General features: G+C 67.7%; 22 protein-coding genes. All 22 read right to left on the bottom strand.

The window, feature by feature from the left end:
• The 22 genes from fliP to fliD all read right to left on the bottom strand — a co-directional run bounded on the left by fliP (window position 1) and on the right by fliD (window position 17336).
• Window positions 1-834, bottom strand: coding sequence for a flagellar type III secretion system pore protein FliP (fliP, locus tag DFO58_RS09580; RefSeq protein WP_120990396.1), 834 nt, complete (start codon window positions 832-834; stop codon window positions 1-3).
• Window positions 831-1349, bottom strand: a complete 519-nt coding sequence (locus tag DFO58_RS09575; protein WP_183043147.1) for a flagellar biosynthetic protein FliO — start codon at window positions 1347-1349, stop codon at window positions 831-833. The genes fliP and DFO58_RS09575 overlap by 4 nt, the downstream gene beginning before the upstream one ends.
• A 2-nt stretch (window positions 1350-1351) precedes the next feature.
• Window positions 1352-2098, bottom strand: coding sequence for a flagellar motor switch protein FliN (fliN, locus tag DFO58_RS09570; protein WP_120990392.1), 747 nt, complete (start codon window positions 2096-2098; stop codon window positions 1352-1354).
• 2 nt (window positions 2099-2100) lie between these two features.
• A complete protein-coding gene (locus DFO58_RS09565) occupies window positions 2101-3018 on the bottom strand; it encodes a flagellar motor switch protein FliM (RefSeq protein WP_286163544.1) in 918 nt (305 codons plus the stop codon).
• Window positions 3019-3115: 97 nt separating this feature from the next.
• Entirely contained in the window at window positions 3116-3955 is an 840-nt protein-coding gene (locus DFO58_RS09560; protein WP_053797849.1) for a flagellar motor protein MotB, read from the bottom strand.
• Complete coding sequence (locus tag DFO58_RS09555) at window positions 3952-4764, bottom strand: MotA/TolQ/ExbB proton channel family protein (RefSeq protein WP_113607847.1); 813 nt, start codon at window positions 4762-4764, stop codon at window positions 3952-3954. The genes DFO58_RS09560 and DFO58_RS09555 overlap by 4 nt, the downstream gene beginning before the upstream one ends.
• 15 nt (window positions 4765-4779) lie before the next feature.
• Window positions 4780-5019: a flagellar FlbD family protein gene (locus DFO58_RS09550; RefSeq protein WP_047118831.1), complete on the bottom strand. Its 240-nt coding sequence runs from the start codon at window positions 5017-5019 to the stop codon at window positions 4780-4782.
• A 67-nt stretch (window positions 5020-5086) separates the two neighbouring features.
• Window positions 5087-6265 (bottom strand): flagellar hook protein FlgE, encoded by a 1179-nt coding sequence (locus DFO58_RS09545; RefSeq protein WP_047118830.1) that lies wholly within the window; start codon window positions 6263-6265, stop codon window positions 5087-5089.
• A gap of 57 nt (window positions 6266-6322) precedes the next feature.
• Window positions 6323-6865 carry a flagellar hook capping FlgD N-terminal domain-containing protein gene (locus DFO58_RS09540; RefSeq protein ID WP_120990388.1) on the bottom strand — a complete coding sequence of 181 codons (543 nt, stop codon included), beginning with the start codon at window positions 6863-6865 and terminating at the stop codon, window positions 6323-6325.
• Window positions 6866-6882: 17 nt separating this feature from the next.
• The gene (locus tag DFO58_RS09535) at window positions 6883-8331 is read right to left on the bottom strand and encodes a flagellar hook-length control protein FliK (protein WP_183043146.1); all 1449 of its coding nucleotides are present in this window, start codon (window positions 8329-8331) and stop codon (window positions 6883-6885) included.
• 17 nt (window positions 8332-8348) lie between these two features.
• The gene (locus DFO58_RS09530; RefSeq protein ID WP_120990384.1) at window positions 8349-9170 is read right to left on the bottom strand and encodes a C40 family peptidase; all 822 of its coding nucleotides are present in this window, start codon (window positions 9168-9170) and stop codon (window positions 8349-8351) included.
• On the bottom strand, window positions 9167-9589 hold the full coding sequence (locus DFO58_RS09525; protein ID WP_183043145.1) for a flagellar FliJ family protein: 423 nt from the start codon (window positions 9587-9589) through the stop codon (window positions 9167-9169). The genes DFO58_RS09530 and DFO58_RS09525 overlap by 4 nt, the downstream gene beginning before the upstream one ends.
• On the bottom strand, window positions 9589-10917 hold the full coding sequence (locus DFO58_RS09520; RefSeq protein ID WP_120990380.1) for a FliI/YscN family ATPase: 1329 nt from the start codon (window positions 10915-10917) through the stop codon (window positions 9589-9591). The genes DFO58_RS09525 and DFO58_RS09520 overlap by 1 nt, the downstream gene beginning before the upstream one ends.
• Window positions 10914-11522 carry a FliH/SctL family protein gene (locus DFO58_RS09515; RefSeq protein WP_047118825.1) on the bottom strand — a complete coding sequence of 203 codons (609 nt, stop codon included), beginning with the start codon at window positions 11520-11522 and terminating at the stop codon, window positions 10914-10916. Before DFO58_RS09515 ends, DFO58_RS09520 begins: the two co-directional genes overlap by 4 nt.
• On the bottom strand, window positions 11512-12534 hold the full coding sequence (fliG, locus tag DFO58_RS09510) for a flagellar motor switch protein FliG (RefSeq protein WP_120990376.1): 1023 nt from the start codon (window positions 12532-12534) through the stop codon (window positions 11512-11514). The genes DFO58_RS09515 and fliG overlap by 11 nt, the downstream gene beginning before the upstream one ends.
• Window positions 12531-14132, bottom strand: a complete 1602-nt coding sequence (fliF, locus tag DFO58_RS09505; protein ID WP_120990845.1) for a flagellar basal-body MS-ring/collar protein FliF — start codon at window positions 14130-14132, stop codon at window positions 12531-12533. The genes fliG and fliF overlap by 4 nt, the downstream gene beginning before the upstream one ends.
• An 8-nt stretch (window positions 14133-14140) precedes the next feature.
• Complete coding sequence (gene fliE, locus DFO58_RS09500; RefSeq protein ID WP_052772314.1) at window positions 14141-14446, bottom strand: flagellar hook-basal body complex protein FliE; 306 nt, start codon at window positions 14444-14446, stop codon at window positions 14141-14143.
• On the bottom strand, window positions 14446-14841 hold the full coding sequence (locus DFO58_RS09495; RefSeq protein WP_047118824.1) for a flagellar basal body rod C-terminal domain-containing protein: 396 nt from the start codon (window positions 14839-14841) through the stop codon (window positions 14446-14448). The genes fliE and DFO58_RS09495 overlap by 1 nt, the downstream gene beginning before the upstream one ends.
• Window positions 14838-15179, bottom strand: a complete 342-nt coding sequence (locus DFO58_RS09490) for a flagellar basal body protein (RefSeq protein ID WP_047118823.1) — start codon at window positions 15177-15179, stop codon at window positions 14838-14840. Before DFO58_RS09490 ends, DFO58_RS09495 begins: the two co-directional genes overlap by 4 nt.
• A gap of 123 nt (window positions 15180-15302) precedes the next feature.
• Complete coding sequence (locus DFO58_RS09485; protein ID WP_120990374.1) at window positions 15303-15626, bottom strand: hypothetical protein; 324 nt, start codon at window positions 15624-15626, stop codon at window positions 15303-15305.
• Window positions 15619-16032: a flagellar export chaperone FliS gene (fliS, locus tag DFO58_RS09480; protein ID WP_047118821.1), complete on the bottom strand. Its 414-nt coding sequence runs from the start codon at window positions 16030-16032 to the stop codon at window positions 15619-15621. Before fliS ends, DFO58_RS09485 begins: the two co-directional genes overlap by 8 nt.
• Window positions 16032-17336, bottom strand: a complete 1305-nt coding sequence (fliD, locus tag DFO58_RS09475) for a flagellar filament capping protein FliD (RefSeq protein ID WP_147407237.1) — start codon at window positions 17334-17336, stop codon at window positions 16032-16034. The genes fliS and fliD overlap by 1 nt, the downstream gene beginning before the upstream one ends.
• Window positions 17337-17400 lie beyond the last annotated feature (64 nt).

Raw genomic sequence — 17400 nt, 5'->3', positions numbered from 1 at the left:
TCACCCGCCTGCAATCTGGTAGGAACCGACCAAAGCGGTGATGATCAGCGACCACCCGTCGACCAGCACAAACAGCAGGATCTTGAACGGCAACGAGATCATCACCGGAGGAAGCATCATCATGCCCATGGACATCAGCGCGGAGGCGACAACCAGATCGATGACCAAAAATGGCACAAAAATCACGAAGCCGATGATGAATGCTGCGCGCAGCTCGGAAATCATGAACGCCGGGATCAGGGTGGTCAAGTCAACATCGGCGGGGCTTGCGGGGTTGGGCAGCTGGGCGGCGCGCGTCATCAGCGCGATGTCCGCTTCCCGGGTATGGGCCAGCATGAAGTCGCGCAGCGGCTCCATGCCGATGTCCAGCGCTCCATTCAGATCCAGCTCCCCGGACAGGTACGGCTGCACTCCCAGCTCGTTCATCTGACCGAGGACCGGCCCCATGATGAACAACGACAAGAACAGGGACAGCCCGGCCAGCACCTGGTTGGGCGGGATGCTCGGCAGCGACAGCGCGTTGCGGGTCAGCGCCAGCACCACAAAAATCTTGGTGAATGAACTCATCATGAGCAGCAACGCCGGGGCCACCGACAGCAGCGTGATGGCGATCAGCGTGACGATCGCGGAATTCGGGGTGCCGTTCGGGCCGTTAATGTCCACCGAGATGCCGCCGCCGGGCACGGCAGGCTCCGGGGTGGCGGGGGTCGCCAAGGCCGCCGGGGCGGCCAGCAGCAACCAGGCCAGGTAGGCGGCGGCCAGTACGGCGGCAACCAGCAGCCGCTGCTGGTTCCCGGACCCGGCAGCACCCCGGTTCGCCCGGGGGCGCCTCACCGGCGCGGCCCTCGGCGCAGCGCATGCTGGGCGTCGCGCCAGGTCTGGACGTCCAGGATGGAGCCGGAGAGCATGCCCGGGCGCGTGGAGGCCTGGGAACTGCGGCGCAGCTCGGCTTCGAACGCCTTCACTGCGCGCAGGCTCTTGCGGGTGGGCGCCGCCGGCGGGGTGTCGCGGTCCTGTTCGCCGTCCGGCAGATCGTCAACCAGCACCGGGCCGGCGGCAGGCTGCCCGGGCTGCGTGGCCGACTCGGCGACCTGCGCTGCCGCGGGGGCGTCATAACTGTCGATGACGTTGACCGCGGCTTCGCTGACGCCCAGCAGATAACGCCGGCCCTCGACGTCGATCAGCACCGCCGAGGATTTCGGGCCCAGCGGCTGCCGCTGCACCACTGACAACAGCGAGCTGCCCGGGGTGCCGAGGCGGGTGGAGAATTTCCTTCGCAGGTAGAGCAGCAGGCCGAAGACCGCGGCGAGCGAGAGCACTACCCTCAGGAACAGGAGAATGCCGTCCACGCTCAGGCGCCCGCCGAATCCATGTCAAGGATCTTGGTAATGCGTACGCCGTAGTCCTGGTCCATGACTACCACCTCGCCCTGGGCGATCAGCCGTCCATTGAGCAGCACGTCCGCCGGGGCCCCGGCGGAACGGTCAAGCTCGATGACGGCGCCCGGTTCCAGGTTCAGCACATCGCGCACCGACAATCGGGTGCGTCCAATCTGGACGGTCAGCGCCATCTCCACATTCGAGATGCGGCCCAGCCGGCTGGCCATGTCCTCCGGCTCCTCGACGGAGGGGGCCGGGCCGGAGACCGGTGCGGTTTCGCGAAGGCGCAGGGCGAAGAAACCGGCGTCCTCCCCGGACTGGGTGCGCAGCATGAAGCCCACCGTGTCAGCCGCGGTGACCGTGCCCTGGGCATCCTCGCCGGATTCCAGGCTCAGCACCCCGATGCCCAGCACGCCGGTTGCAGCTTCCAGCGCCGGGCGCAGCAGATCCTCGGTGCCCACGCGGGCGGTGCGGCGTTCGGAGATCCCTCCAAGCTCGCGCTCGGCCACGTGCAGCACCACGTCGGCTGACTGCTCCCCGACAAAGGTCGCGCAGAGCACCGCCCCGGCGGCCGAGGCGACCCAGTCCTGCCGCGGCCCGGTGTGCAGCACCGCGCTCAGCGAGGTGGCGGTGGGCAGCATCGCGGCCAGCGCTTGGGCGGCCGAGGTGTACAGCGCGGTGGAGTGGAGGACCGCGGAGGTCTCGTTGAAGGCTGGCATGGTTAACTTTCCTGATTCGTGACGATGACGGCGGCTGCGCGGCCGTCGCGCGATCCCGCGGCGGCGGTACCGACGCGGTGCCCGCCGGCGAGCAAGTCAAAGGGCTGGTGCACGCGGTGGCCCAGGGGCAGCACGTCTCCCACCGCAAGCTCCAGGATCGCTTGGGGCTTCACCAGGTTAGGGACGGTGGACAGCTGCACCTGCAGCGGGACCGTCCCCAGGGACTGGGCCAGCAGCTCTTCGGAGTTCTCCGCGTCGGACCGCGGGTTGGCCTCGCCGAGCTGTTCAAGCAGCAGCTCGGCCGGCAGCGCCACCGAGGCGCCGGCGCTGCGCTCGCCCACCCTGATCCCCAGCCGGGCGACGATCATCACCTGCGACTTCGCGGCGGCTTGGGCGAACTGCGACTGGTGGGCGATGGAGGCAACGACAAGCCGTTCGGAGAGCAGCGTTCCCAGCGAATAGTGCAGGTCCTCCAGCGCCTCGCCCATCAACGAGCGGATCAGCGTCGCTTCGATGCGGGTGAACGCCCGGTCCGGCAGTTCGCCGGGGGCATGGCTGCCGAGCATGTGGCAGACCCAGCTCAGCGCCTCGCTGGCGGGGAACTGCAGCACGCTGCGAGCCTCGGTGCTTTCGGCGGCGCAGAGCACCATGGTGGTCAGTGGCGGCAATCCAGCGACGTAGTCGTCATAGGTCTGCATCTGCACCGATTCGAAACTGACCTGCGACATCACCCGGATCTTGGCGGTCAGCTGGGTACCCCACTGACGCGCAAAGGTCTCGAAGGCAAGTTCGAGCACACGCGCGTGTTCACGGGCAAGGGTCGTGGGGCGGCGGAAGTCGTACACTTCGGCCAGCGCATGCGCGGACGTGGTATCCCGCGGCACGCCGTAGCCCGGGCCTCCCAAAGGCAAAGATGTCACGGTGGCTACTCTCGGCAGCCGGACGCCGATCGTTAGCCGGTTTCGGCAGGCAATTGACAGCCAGCCCCCGACATAGTTTTGTCATCGCCCAGGGGTGCTATCCATCGAGTTCCGGGAGTTTCTCGCGAACCGCCTCGCTCTTGTTGGACAGCACCACGATGTCCACCCGGCGGTTCAGCGACAAGTCCCCCCGGTCCTTCAGCGGCCGAGCGTCGCCGTAGCCCACCGAGGAGATCCTGCCCGGCTTGATGCCGCCGTCCTCCACCAGGACCCGCAGGACGCCGGTGGCCCGGCTCGCCGAAAGCTCCCAATTGGTCGGATACGGATGGACCGGCTGGCGCACGTCAGCGAAGCCCTCCACGGCGATGTTCAGGTTCGCCTGCTTCAGCACCGGTCCGATGGCGTCGATGATCCGGCCCGCTTGGCGAGTCAGCTCGGCGCTGTTGGGGACGAAAAAGGTTTCGGCGCTGACCAGCCGCACCGTCAAGCCGCGCTGGTCGATGCGGTAGACCGCGGCATCGGGGTAGCCCTGCTCGACCAGGGCGTCCTGGATCTGCTCCTTGAGCTTGAGCAGCTTCCGGGTTTCCGCGCTGGCCATGGCTTCCAGCTGCTCGCTGGTCAGTTCCTCACCGGTGCCGGTGCTGAGCAGCCCCTGGGCGCCGGCCATATCGGCCGGGACCACGATGCCTTCGGCGGTATCGGCGAACTGGGTTTCCTGGACGCCGAAGCCGGTGGCCAGCGAATTGCGTAAGGCCGCGAATTTGTCCTGGTCCACCGTGGACATCGCATACAGCACGATGAAAAGGCACATCAGCACGGTCACCATGTCCATGTAGGAGGCCATCCAGCGCTCGGAGTTCTCGGAATGGCCCTGCTGCGCCGATCGCCTGCGGCGGCGCGAACGCCCCGCGGCACGGGATGATCCGGGACGGCTCATGCGGCTTCCTCGAAGTCCTGCTCAGCCAACCTGATGGAGTCCTTGGATCCCGAAGCCTTGGCCGAGTCGGCCGGGAGCATGCCTTCGAGTTTTTCACGCAGCACGAGTGCCGGGGTGCCGGACTGGATGGCCATGAGCCCCTCGACGGCGAGGTTCAGCTGCTCGGATTCAAGTTCGGCCAGCCGTCCCAGCCTCGCCCCGATGGGAAGCCAGATGAAGTTCGCCGAGACCAGTCCCCAGAGGGTCGCAACGAAAGCGGCGGCGATCATGTGCCCCAGCTCGTCGGGTTTGGACAGATTTTCCAGCACGTGGGTCAGGGACACCACGGTGCCGATGATCCCCACCGTGGGCGCGTACCCGCCCAGAGTGGCGAACCACTTGCTGGCCACGGATTTCTCGCGCTCCTGAGTGTCGATGTCGTCTTCGAGCATGTCGCGCAGGTCGTCGGCGTCGACCCCGTCGGCCATCGCCTGCAGGGCGCGGGCCACCAGCGGGTCCTTGGCCTTGGCCACCTCGGCTTCCAGGGCCAGCAGCCCGTCGCGCCGCGCCACCTCGGCGAAGTGGACCAGCTGCTCGACCAGATCCCGGGGGTTGCCGATTTTGCCTCGGAACGCCTGCGGCAGCGCCTTGAACGCCGCGAGCATGTCCTTGATGGTACCGCTGGCGATGCCCACCGCGATCGTCCCGAAGAACACGATGATCATCGGTGCGGGCAACAGGATGGAGGACAGGCTGGCGCCCTCCATGAACAGCATGGTGAACATCGCGCCAAAGGCGAGCAGCAAGCCGATAATTGTTGCCGGATCCATGGATATCTCCCCTTATTAAGGCGCTCCGGGAGCCGGCGCCGCACCGGCAGCCTGAGCGGCTGCGGTGCGGGCCGCGGTGAGCACCCGGGCCCGGTAGTCGACGGTCAGGGCAATGATCTCGTCCAGGGTTTCGCGCACCACGTACTGGGCGCCGTTGGCCATCACCACCACGGTGTCCGGCGACTGCGCGATCCGTTCGATCAGGTCCGCGTTCACGGCCAGCCGGGTGGAGTTCAACCTGGTTAACACGATCATGGTGCCCTCACCTCATTAGTCCACTGTCAACTGTCGGCGCCCGGGCGCCGGACGTTAGCCGGAGCGCTTAGCGCTTGAGGTTCGACAGCTCCTGCAGCAGCTCGTCGCTGGTCGTGATGATCCGGGCGTTGGCCTGGAACCCGCGCTGGGCGACAATCAGGTTCGTGAATTCCTGGGACAGATCCACGTTCGACATCTCCAGCATGCCGCCGGCCAACTTTCCGAAACCCGGGCTGCCGGCGGTTCCCAACTGCAGGGTGCCGGAGTTGCCCGTCAGTGTGTAGGAGGACCCGCCGGCCTTTTCCAGCCCGGCAGGATTGGTGACGTTGCCGATGGCGATCTGCGCAACCACCTGCTGCGCGCCGTTGGAGAAGCTGCCGGTGAGGGTGCCGTCTGCCCCCAGGGTGAATCCTTCCAGGGTGCCGGCCTTGTTGCCGTCGACCCCTGAGATGCTCGCGGTGTTCAGTTCCGCGAAGCTGGTCAGGCTGCCCAGGTCCACCGCCACCGCGCCCACCCTGAGCACAGCGTCGGACAGGTTCCCGGAGGCGTCTTCGGTCAGGTTCTGGGTGGCGGTCGCTCCACTGGCGCCGTTTTTGCCTGCCACGCTCCAGCCGGTGGCGGTCCGCGTGAAGGTGAGGGTCAGGGTGTGCTCGGATCCGTCGGCGGCGAAGATCTGGGCATCGCGGACCAGGCTTTCGCCCACTGCGGTGTCCTTGGGCAGGTTGCCGCCGACGCTGGCCTTGCCGGTCGCGGTGCCCGGAGCGATGAGGTTGTTCGGCAGGGTGATGTCGCTCAGTTCCCCACCGGTCGCCAGCTGCCCGTTGGCCCCGGCCATCCAGCCTTGGACCAGTCCGCCGTCCGGGCTGACCAGCCGCCCGTTGGCGTCGAAGTCGAAGGCGCCGGCGCGGGTCAGCGAGGTCGTGCCGCCCGAGCGCGTAATGAAGAATCCGTCGCCGGAGATCATCATGTCCGTGGATCGGCCGGTGTTCTGGCTGGACCCCTGGGCGAAATTGGTGGAGATGCCGGCGACCTGCACGCCCAGACCCACTTGGGCCGGGTTGGATCCGCCCTGGTTGGCGGCCGGGCCCGTGGCGCCCTGGGTGAGCTGCGAGAGGGTGTCCTGGAATTGCACCGAGGACGACTTGAACCCGGTGGTGTTGACGTTCGAGATGTTGTTGCCGGTGGCATCCAGCATGGTCTGGTGGGCGCGAAGGCCGGAGATTCCCGAATAAAGTGAACGCAGCATGAGGGGGGCTTTCTGTGAGTGGAATTTAATTGTTTAATGGGGCAGCTCGGCGGCGGCCTAGCTGGGCAATACGTTGGGCAACGAGTTTGGCAAGGAGGCCGCCGCGTTGGGGTTCGCGGGGGCAGTTTCCTCAGGAGACCTGGTGTTTTCGGGAAGATCGTTGTGCTGCGCCGCAGCGGGGGCTTCGGTCTTCTGCGGGTCCCGGACCGCAATCACGGTGGTCAACGCAATCTGCTTCTCCCCCACGCTGAGCACCGGTCCGTTGGCAGTGAAGGTGACCGCGGTGACGATTCCTTCCACCGGCGGCTGGTCAGCCGAGGTCACGTGCTGTCCCATGAAGGACGAGGCCGCGGTGCGCTGCTGGACTTCCAGCGAGGTCTGCTGCGCGGCAGTCAGCGTGTTGAGCCGTTCCATGGTCGCCAGCTGCACGGTCTGGGAAATCATTTGATTGGTGTCCATGGGCGCACTGGGATCCTGGTTCGCCAACTGGGTGACCAGCAGGTGCAGGAACACTTCCGAGTCCATGGTCTGTTTGGGAACACGCTGCCTGGCGGCGGCGGCTGCCGTGCCGCCTGATGCGTCGAGGGGGCTGATAGTCATCGTCGGAGGTCTTTCGGTTAGGCCAGCAGGTCGAGCCTGGCGACGGGGCGAGCGGGTGGAGCGGGTGTGCCAGGCAGGGCTGGATTCTCCGTTGCAGGGGCGGTATCCGCGCCCTCGGCCAGTGGGATTCCAGGGCTCGGATGCTGCCGGGCGGGAGCGTTGTCGGGGTGACGCTGCTGGAAGTGCCCCTGGCCGGAGCCGGCGAATCCCTGGCCCGCACCGGAACCGGTGTTCCCCGTGGACGCGGCATTCTCTGGCGAGAGCACCTGCACGCTGCCCTGCCCGAGCGCTGCCATCTCACGGCGCAGTTCCGGCAGCAAGGCACGCAAGGCGTGGGTTCCCGCATCGGTCGGTGCCGACAAGTCGACCCGAAGTCCGGAGGGACCCAGCTGAGCGCTGACGGTGATCGGTCCCAACGTTTCCGGTGCCACATGGATATTCATGGTTCGCTGGCCAGGGACGGCACTGAGGACGGTCACGAGCGGCGCGGTGAGCTGCTTCAGCAAGGGCGGGTGCACGGATGCCGGGCGTGCGGTCGGGACCTCTTCCAGCGGTGGCAGGCCGTCAGCCCGCTGCGGCGGAGCGGTTCCCTGCAGGTTGCCAGCGCTCGCCAGCGCCACCGCGGGAAGCGGCGATTCGGGCGGGGCCTGCGCAAGCCGCTCCCCTGCTCCTGCGGCGACCGCACCTGTTGGTTTCGGCTCACCGGCCACGGCAACCTCGGGCAGTTGGGGTGCATGCTGGTGCGGGAGCGCGCGGGGAACTTGGCCCTCGGAAACCTCGAGCGGGGCGGCATCTGCTTCTCTCCCGCCGCCAACAGCGTTCTGCGGCAGCGCGGTTGCGGTCGCGGTCGCGGGGTTCTGCACAGGAATCGTCCCGACAGCACCCGGAATCAAGGTGCCGGCAGGCATCCGCCCTGCCGCTTGCGCGCCGGCGGAGGCGGGGGCGGTGAGCGCAGCCACGGCGGACCCCGGAGCGGCGCTCGGTATTGCCGCGCCGGCCGGCTTCTCGGTCGGGGCGATGCTCCCCGTGGAAGCAGGATCGGCCGAAGGCTCCACCGGCAGCGTGATGCCTGCGGCGGGACCGTCCAACGGCTGGATGCGGGCAGGGACCTTGCCCTGCTGCTCGACTGTCCCGGATGATTCGGTCCCTCCGGACGCACGGTCGAGCACCGGCAAGGACCCAGGCCCGGCTCCCCCGCTGGTTTCGGGAGGCAGCTCGATGGTCAGCAACAGGTTCTGCGCGAGAACCGGCGGCATTGATGATTCCGGCGCGGCGGGCGGGACTGCGGCTTCTGCAGGTAGTGCGCGATGATCCGGCTCCGGCACGGGCAGGGTCCGAGGATCCAGTGCGGCCGCCGGCTCATCCCCGGCCCGGGCCAGCAGCCCGGCGAAACGCTGCGCTCCCGAAGCCTGGCCCGGCGGCATCTGCGCGACAGGTGCCGGAGAGTCCGCCAATTGGAGCGGCAAGGTGGAGGGGATCCTGGTCATCGTGAAACCGCCCGCGCGCTGTCGAACAGTGCCCGCTGCGCGGCCCGCGCGTCAGCTGGACCGGAGTTCGCGGCTGCCTCCGATGGCACGATGCGGCGGATGGTCATGATGTCCTTGTCGGTTTCGAACAGTTCGCGGATGCTCACGCTCTCGCCCGGCCGCGGGGCATGGATCATCTTGTTCCCACCCAGGTAGATGCCGATATGCCCGCCACCGCGGGTGACAATCAGGTCGCCGGGCCTGGCCTGGGCCAACGACGGCACCTCGGTGCCTTCCTTGGCTTGCTGCCTGGCGACGCGCGGGAGCTGAATCCCCAGATCGCGGAAGGTGTGCTGGACAAAGGAGGAGCAGTCAAGGCCCACCTTCGGGTTGTTGCCTCCCCAGACATAGGGCACTCCCAAGTACTTTTTCGACGCGGCGACCACCCTGGCGCCGTCGATGCCCCCTGCGGCCGCAGGTTCGGAGGCGCCCTGCGCACGCGTGGTAGCTGCAGTCTTGCCAACTGCCTCGCGCTGTCCCCGCTCGGCTTCCCTGGCAGGTCCGGCGCCGGCAGCTGCGGGCGCGGCGCCGTTCGCCGAGGCATCCAGGGCGTTCTGGAGCACCTGCTGGAACTCAGTTCCGGCGGGGGAATCGAACGTGATGCCCGCATTGGTGCTGTTCGCTGCGGCATTCGCCGTCCCCTGCAGGGATCCGCCCAGAACGTTGCCCGCAGTGGCGGCAGACCTGGTTTCAGGCGCGGCGGGCTTCGGAAAGCCGGTCACCCGGGCCAAGTTGGATTCGATGGCCCCGATACGCGCGGCGACGTCAGCGTAGCTCACTGTCGAGTCCTTCCCCGAGCGGTTCCTGCCAGATCGTCAAGGAGGTGCTGCTCCCGGGCAAGATCTGCGTGCTGCACCGCCTGGTGATGGCGGGCTTCGAGTTTTTCCAGCGCTTTCACCCCGCGGCGCTGTGCGCGGTAGGCCTCGGCCGCCAGCTCGCGGTCCTCGTCCAGCTGGGCTTCCAGCGCCTGGAGGTCCGCCAGCGCCGATCGCCCGGCAGACCGGGCGGCGGCAATGGCCAGCAGCGTTGCGCTGTCCACCGGATCGTTGGCGCTGTCGTGCAGTTCCTGCAGGGTCTGTTCGCGCTGCAGCGTGTGGGCGCGCACCGCCTGGTTGGCCTCGGCCACGGCGCGCGCCGCCTGGCGTTCGCCGATCTGCCGCAACCGCAGCAGGGATGCCAACGAGAATTTCCGGCTCATCATTCAACTCCCAACCGGGCAAGCAGCGCTGTCAGCTGCGCCCATGATTCGTCGACCGGGCAGCCTTCATCCAGCGGCTGCTGCAGGAAGGCGTCGATGGCCAGCCGATGCTCCACCGCGGCATCGGCCAGCGGGTTCGAGCCGCTCTGGTACGCCCCCACGTCGATCAGGTCCTGTACGCTGCGCCCGGCCGCCATCACCTGGCGCAGCCGCCCCGAGGCGGCCTTGCGGGAGGGATCGTTGATTTTCGAGGCCAGCCGGGAGACCGAGGCCAGCGCGTCGATGGACGGGAAATGCCCCTGCACCGCCAAGGCGCGGTCCAGCACCACATGCCCGTCCAGCAGCGAGCGCGCCGCGTCGGCCACCGGTTCGTTGTGGTCGTCGCCGTCCACCAGGACCGTATAGATTCCGGTGATCGCTCCCTGCTGCGCGGTGCCCGCCCGTTCAAGCAGCCGGGCGAGCAGCGAGAAGGTCGAGGGCGGGTAGCCGCGGGTCGCCGGGGGCTCGCCGGCCGACAGCCCGATCTCGCGCTGCGCCATGGCCACGCGGGTCAGCGAGTCCATCATGAGCAGCACCTGCATGCCGCAGGCGCGGAAATGCTCGGCGATGCGTGTTGCGGCCAGCGCCGCGCGCAACCGCATCTGGGCGGGTTCGTCCGCGGTGGAGACCACCACCACCGACCGGGCCAGGCCTTCGGGGCCCAGGTCGTCTTCGAGGAATTCGCGCACTTCGCGTCCGCGTTCACCGATCAGCGCGATGACGTTCAGCTGCGCCGTAGTCCCCCGGGCGATCATGGACAGCAGCGAGGACTTGCCGACGCCGGATCCGGCGAAAAGCCCAAGGCGCTGCCCGGCGCCCACCGTGCACAGGGTGTCCAGCACCCTGACCCCCAGCGGCAGCGGCCGGGTGATGCGGTGGCGTTCCATGGCCGGCGGGCTGTCGTTCTCGATCGGGACCAGCTCGTGCTCGCCCAGTGCGCCAAGTCCGTCGATCGGCTGGCCCAAGCCGTTGAGCACGCGGCCCAGCAGCCCCGGCCCGGCGGGCACCAAGTGCCCGTGGCGTCCGCGGCGCACCGGGTCCCCCAGCCGGATCCGCTGCAGCGAGGCCAGCGGCATGCAGTGCAGCCCGCGGCCGGTGGCCGCAACAACGTCGACCGCAACTTCCTCCGAGCCGACGCTGAGCACCGACCCGACCGGGGCGTCCAGTCCCTGCACGCCCAGGCCCAGCCCGATCAGTTCGCTCACCACCCCAACGCGTTCGGGTGCCGCGGCGGACAGCGCCTGCGCCCAGTGCGGCTGCAGCAGGTTGTGGTGCGCCGGTGCGCTCATGGCGCACCGCCGCACAGCGCGTCCTTGGCCCGGCGCAGCGCGGTGGAAATCCTCGCGTCCAGGAATCCGTGCTCCAGCTCCGCCACGGCGTCCCCGGCGGACAGCGCCGCATCCGCGCGCAGCTCGATCCCGCTGCCGGGAAGTGTCTTCCGTCCCAGCAGCTGCAGGTCCTGCGGGTTCAGCCGCACCGCGCACACCGGCTCGGTGCCTGAGAGCTTCGCTGCGCGTTCCATCGCCGCGCGGGCGGCGAACTGCTCATCGCACAGCACCTGCCCGATGATCGCTTCGGCCAGTTCCACGGCCGCCGCGGTCAGCGCAGCGGCGGATTCCTGCACCGGCGGAACTGCCAGCGCGGCGACGGCCCGGCCGGCGGCGCGCAGGGCGGCCAAGGCCTGGGCCTGTTCCTCGGCCTGCCGGGCCTGGGCCTGGGCTGCCTGCAGCTCAACGGCTTCGCGCTGGGCCCGGGCCGCCTGTTCCGCGGCCCGGATCCCCGTCGCGTAGCCCTCGGCGTAGCCGGTGGAACGCGCGTGCGCCAGGACCTGTTCCTGCGGCGCGGAGTCCAGGGAGCGGAAGGCCACGGGACGGAAATTCTGTTCAGGAGACAAAGTCGTCTCCGTCGCCGCGTCGGACGGTGATTTCGCCGCTGGCTTCCAACGCGCGGATCTGCTGCACGATATCGGCCCGTGCCGCCTCGACTTCGGAGACCCGCACCCGGTCCATGACCGCGATTTCCGAGTCCAACAGCTCGGCGGTGCGTTCGGAGATGTTCTCGCGGATGACCGCTTCCAGCTCGTCGGCCGCGCCCTTGAGCGCGAACGCCAGCGTCGTGGCGTTGACTCCGCGCAGCACCCTTTGGATGTCGCGGCGCTCGAAACGCAGCAGGTCGGCGAAGGAAAGCAGCCGCGAGGTGACCTCTTCGGCCAGCGCGGCGTCGAATTGGCCCAGCGAGGCGAGGATCTCCTTTTCCACGGCGATATCCGAACGGTTGATGATGTCCACGAGCGGCTGGATGCCGCCCACCTGTTCCACCGGTTCGTGGCGGGCGACCAGGCTGCCGGTGCGCCGCTTGAGCTCCTCGGAGACCACCCGGACAGCTTCGGGCACCGCGGTGCCCATGGTCGCCAGCGCCGCGGCGATCTGGGTGCGCAATTGCGAGGGCAGCCCGGCGAGCACCTGCGAGGCGACCTCGGGGCGAAGGTAGCCCAGCACCAGGGCCGCGGTCTGCGGCAGCTCGCCGTCCAGCAGCGAGATCAGGTGGGCCGCATCGGTGCCTTCGAGAAACTCGAAGCCGCTGCCGGCCGTCGAGGAGGACAGCCGGTTCATGACGATGGTCGCCTTCTCGTTGCCGAACGACGCTTCCAGCAGGCCGGAGGCCGCGTCACGGCCGCCGACCAGGCTCGCGGTGGCCAGCTCGTGGACTTCCCCCAAGGTGGCCTGGATGACCTCGTCGTCCACCCGCCGCAGGCGCAGCAGCTCGGCGGCGATCTCCTCGGATTCGAATTCGTTGAACTGGCGCATCACCTCGGCGGCCTGCTCTTGGTCCAGCTGCATCAGCACCACTGCGACCTTCTGGATTCCGCTCAGTTCACGGGGCGTGCTATCTGTTTCCTGGCTCATGCATCACCCTTTGAATCCATCAGGCTGCGCAGGTGCTGGGCCATCTTGGCGGGGTTCTGCGCGGCCAGCGCGCTCAGTTCTTCGCGTTTGGTCTGGGCGTCCAGCTGCTGAACGTGCGGCGTGCTGACGGTGGCGGGGATCTGGCTGATGGTGGTGGTCGGGGTGTCGGCCACGACGGACACCGCCGCGCTGGGCTCGCGCAGGCTGCGCAGGTCCTGCAGCTCGCCCAAATCCACCAGCTCGCTGCTGCGCCGGTTGCGGCGGCGCAGCAGCAGGTAGACGGCCAGCAGGACCAGCACCAGCACGATCGATCCGGCGATGACCAGGGTGCGCAGCAGCTCCGCGTCCCGTGCGGCTTTCGCGGCGTCGGAGGCCTCGGTCAGCGCGTTTTGCGCCGCGGTCGCCGATTCGGTGCTGAACGGCAGCACCGAGACGTTGATGGTGTCCTTGCGCCCGGTGTCGATTCCGGCGGCGGCGCTGATCATGGCGGTCAGCTCCTGCACGTCCAGGCCGGAGGCGGCCTGCGCGTCCAGCGCAACCGAAACGCTCTGCCGGTTCAGGTTCCCGGAAGGCACCAGCCGGTTCTCGGTGACCTTGTTGACCGCGTTGGTCCGGTCGGTTTCGGAGGAGGTGAACGTCCCGTCCTTGGCCTCATCGCTGGGCACCGCGATGTTGTCCGGACCCAGGACACCCGCTTCGCCGCTGCCGTTGCCGCTGCCCTGGTAGTCTTCCTTCTTGCTTTTTTCAGCCAATACCGGGTTGTCCTTGGGTGCGCTGAAGCTTTCCTCGGTCCGCTCCGCGGATTCCAGCGACACGTCGGCGGCCACCGCCACGGTCGCGTTGCCGGGGCCGACCACGCGGTCGAGCATCGTCTGGATCATGGAGCCCACACGCTGCTCGTACTCCGAGGCCTGCTTGCCGGCAGATCCCTCCACGCCAACGCCGGCGGCCGAGAGCAGGGTGCCGTTCGAGTCGACGACGGAGATGTCGGCAGGCTTCAGTCCGTCCACCGCGGCGGAGGTGAGGTGCACGATGGCCTGCACCTGGTCGGCGGTGAGCGTGGTGTTCGGCTTGGGCTGGACGAAGATCGACGCGGTCGGGGTGGTCGCGGAGTCCACGAACACCGTCTGCTCCGGGATGGCGAGCTTGACCGACGCCATGCTGACCGAGTCCAGGGCCATGATGGTGGAGGCCAGTTCGCCCTCCAGCGCCCGCTTGTAGGTCACGTCCTGCTGGAACTCGGAGGCCGTGACACCCATCTGGTCGAGCAGCGAATAGCCGCCGGCGCCCGCGGTGGGCAGGCCGGCGGTGGCGGCCTTCAGCCGCGCTTCGTACACGTTCTCCTGCGGGACCAGGATGGTTCCGCCGGCGCCGGTGATTTCATAGGGCACCGCGTCGGCCTGCAGCTGCTCGACGATGCCCGAGGCGTCCTCGGCGGAGAGCCCGGTGAACAGCGGCGTCATCTTCGGCTGGCTGGCGAAACTCACCAGCGCGACGGTTCCCAGCACCACGATGGCCAGGCCGATGACGGCGATGGTGCGCTGGGCAAGGGTGAAACCGCGGATGCTTTCTCCGAGCTTCACCAGGGCTTTGGGCATGGTTGCCACTAGGCTTGCATCCTCATGATCTCGTTGAAGGCTTCCACGCCGCGGTTGCGGAAGGTCGCTGCCGTTTCAAGGGCCAGCGAGGCGCGCGCGGAGGCCAGGGTCGCGGTATGGATGTCGGCCAGTTCGCCGGTGACTGCCTTGAGCGACAGGTCGTTGGAGGTCGACTGCAGCTGCTGCACCTCGGCCAGCGCGCTGCCCAGCGTGGCGGCAAAGGCCGAGCCGTCGCTGCTGCGGGGTTCCGCCTGGCGGTAGCCGGCAGGGGTTGTCGGGGTGGTGGCCGACACGGGGGTGATCTCGAAGTTCATTACTGGCCACGTCCAATCTGCAGGGCGGCTTGATAGCTTTCACGGGCGCGGTCGACCACGGCGGCGTTGACCTGGTAGCCGCGCTGGGCAAGGATCAGGGAGCCCATCTGTTCCGACAGGTCGATATCGGGATAACGCACGTTGCCATCGGCATCGGCCAACGGGTGGTCGGGCTCGTGCACGATCCGGCCCTCGGCGTCGCCGCGTTCGATGCCAGCGACGTACACCCCGTTGGCGTCGTCCCCCGCCCGCGCCAGGACGTACTGGGCGCGAAAAGCCTCGTCGTCGGTGCTGCGCGCGGTGTTGGCGTTGGCCAGGTTGTCCGACACCGCGTCCAGCCACTTGCGGTGGACGGTCAGGCCGGTTCCGGCGATTCCGATGGCGTCGAACATCAGCTGCCCTTCAATGCGGTGCGGATGGAGCTGAAGGTGCCCGAAGCGGCCTGGGTCGCGAACTGGTAGCGCAGCATGGTGTCCACGTTGGACAGCGTCTCGGTGTCAAGGTTGACATTCGAGCCGTCCAGCCGCGTGGGTTCCAGGGACCGGTTGGTGCTGGCGACGGCCTCGCCGCTGCCTTGCGAAATCGATGCGGCCAGCGCGGACTCGAAGTCCACCCGACGGGCTTGGTACCCCGGGGTGTTCACGTTCGCGATGTTATTCGCGATGGCGCGCTGGCGCAGGGAGAGCGCGTTCAGGGCGCTCTCCATCGCTGCAGAGGTCACAGATTCAAACAAGACGTGTCGCTCCAGAGTCTTCAGCTGGGCCCATCCATGGGCAACGGGGCTTGCGAGCGATCCATGCTCCCCCATGACAGAAGCAACTATCGGTTGCTTTGCGGTCCCGGTTAGCCGAATTCCCTAGCCAACCGCGTCAAGGTACACGGCGGCGTCCGCTGGCGGACGGGGCACGCTGTCAACGGCCCTGAGCTGGGCGGCGATGTCGTTTCTGCGTCGGGCGTAGGCATCGATCAGCTCGCCCAGCTGCCCCAGGACCTCGGCGGCGCGCTGGCGAAGCCGGGCTGGAAGCGGCATTCCGGATTCAGGGGCCTTCCAGGCGGCGATGTCCAGGTCGACGAGCTGTGCGTCCACGTGCAGCGCGGCGGCCAGACGGGCGCAGCGGGCCTCAAGTTCGTCGAGCAGCTGGTCCCAGGTGCTGCACTGCGATGCAAGTACTTCAGCCAACGTTGACCCCCGCGTGCTGCACTGCAGGGCCGCCCGGGGAAGCCGCGGCCTCGTGCCATGCTTCCTGCAGCGGCTTGAGCAACTCGATGGCCTGGGCGGTGAGCTGGATGTTGCGCTGGATGTTCGCATCGATGAGCAGCTGGGTGACGAAAACGTAGAGGGATCGCAGCCCCGCGCCGCCGGACCACGCCGAGTCGTCGAGGCTGGAGGACAGCTCGGCAATGATCGCCTGGGCGTGCAGCAGGTTCTCTGCCGCTGCGCCCCAGTTTGCCGAGTCCTGGGCGCTCTTGGCCCGATGCAGGTCGACCATCAGCCGGTCGTAGAGCATGGTCAGCAGCTTGGCCGGGCTGGCGGAAAGGATCGCCTCCCGGTTTAGTTGCGCGATCTTCTGGGCAGGATTGAGCATTATTTCTCCTTGGTGCTCGGCAGCGAGGCAAGTTGCGAAGCGAGGTAGGACTGCTGGGCGTTCATGTTGCTCAGCTGCACTTCCAGGGCTGAATAGATGCGCTTCAGGCTCGCTTCCCGGCTTTCCAGCCGGCGGTCCCAATTCAAGATCTGGTCATTGAGCCGGGTGATCGTCGTTTCCTGCCCCTTGATGCGCGAGCTGATGTCCCCGGAATACTTGTCGGACAGTTCGCTGCTGACAGTTTCCACGCGCTTGGCCAGGGTGGCGAAGGCCGACTGCACCCGCGCTGGGTCGGCGTTCAGCGCCTTGGTGAATTTCTCTTCGTCGAAATCGAGTTTTCCCTCTCGGGTGATCGAAATGCCGATTTCCGATGGCGAACGCCCGTCCACCGGCCTGATCGCCGCATCCGTGAGGCGCTGCGTGATGCTTCGGACCATGCTGTCGCCGGTGAAGATCATGCCGCTGGTGGCGCCACCGGTGCCGATGGTGACCGAGGAGTTGGCGGAGATGAAGTTCAGCAGTCCGTTCAGCGATTCCACCAGGGAGGAGGCTTCCTTGGCGGCCGCTGCCATGTCGCGCTGCACGGTGAGGGTGACCGGTTCGCTCGACGTCTTGGAAACGCTCACGTCGATACCCGGCATGAGCCCGGCGAAGGTATTCGACGCGGAGCTGACTGTCTGCTCCGCGGCGCTGCCGGCCCAGAGCGTGACCGTGGCATCCTGCGCGGCACGGATCTGGGTGAGGGGAACGGCCGTGCCGGCCACTGAGAAGGAATTCGCCGCTCCGCTGGCGTCCGCGGTGAACTGCACGCGGTACGTTCCGTCGCCGACCGCGAATTTGACGGCCTTGACTCCCGCCTCGGAAGCGTTGACCGCGGTGATCACGTCGTCCAGGGACGCGGAGGCGGCGGTGATGCTGTAGTCCTTGCCGGCCGAGGTCAGCGTGAAGGAGGAGCTGTCCCATTCGGTGAGCGGTCCGGTGACGGTAACCTGCTGCTGGGCGAGCTGGTCGACGGTCAATTCCAGAGATCCAGTCGCGGCCCCGTCGGAGGTCTTCACGGTGACCGAGTTTGAGCTGGATACCGAGGTGAATTTCTGCAGCGCCTCGGGTTTGGCCAGGGTGGCCGAAAGTTTGGCTACGTCCGCGACGCGGGTATTCAGCGACTGGAGCGCCGAGACCATGGTCTGCGTTGCGGTGACCCGATTTTTCAGCATGGTCTGGGGAATCGCTTCGACCTGCATCAGCGACTTGATGAGGGCGGCGGTGTCCAATCCACTGGCCAGGCCATCAAGAGAAATTCCCACGGATACTGCCTCCCGGACTGTGAAAGATGATGTACGTGCCCGCGTGCCCGGAAAGGGCCTTTCG

It is taken from the genome of Arthrobacter sp. AG1021 (assembly GCF_003633665.1).
Lineage (GTDB): Bacteria > Actinomycetota > Actinomycetes > Actinomycetales > Micrococcaceae > Glutamicibacter > Glutamicibacter soli.
The sequence above is the reverse complement of the archived record's forward strand: the minus strand, read 5'-3'. Positions and strand labels throughout refer to the sequence as shown.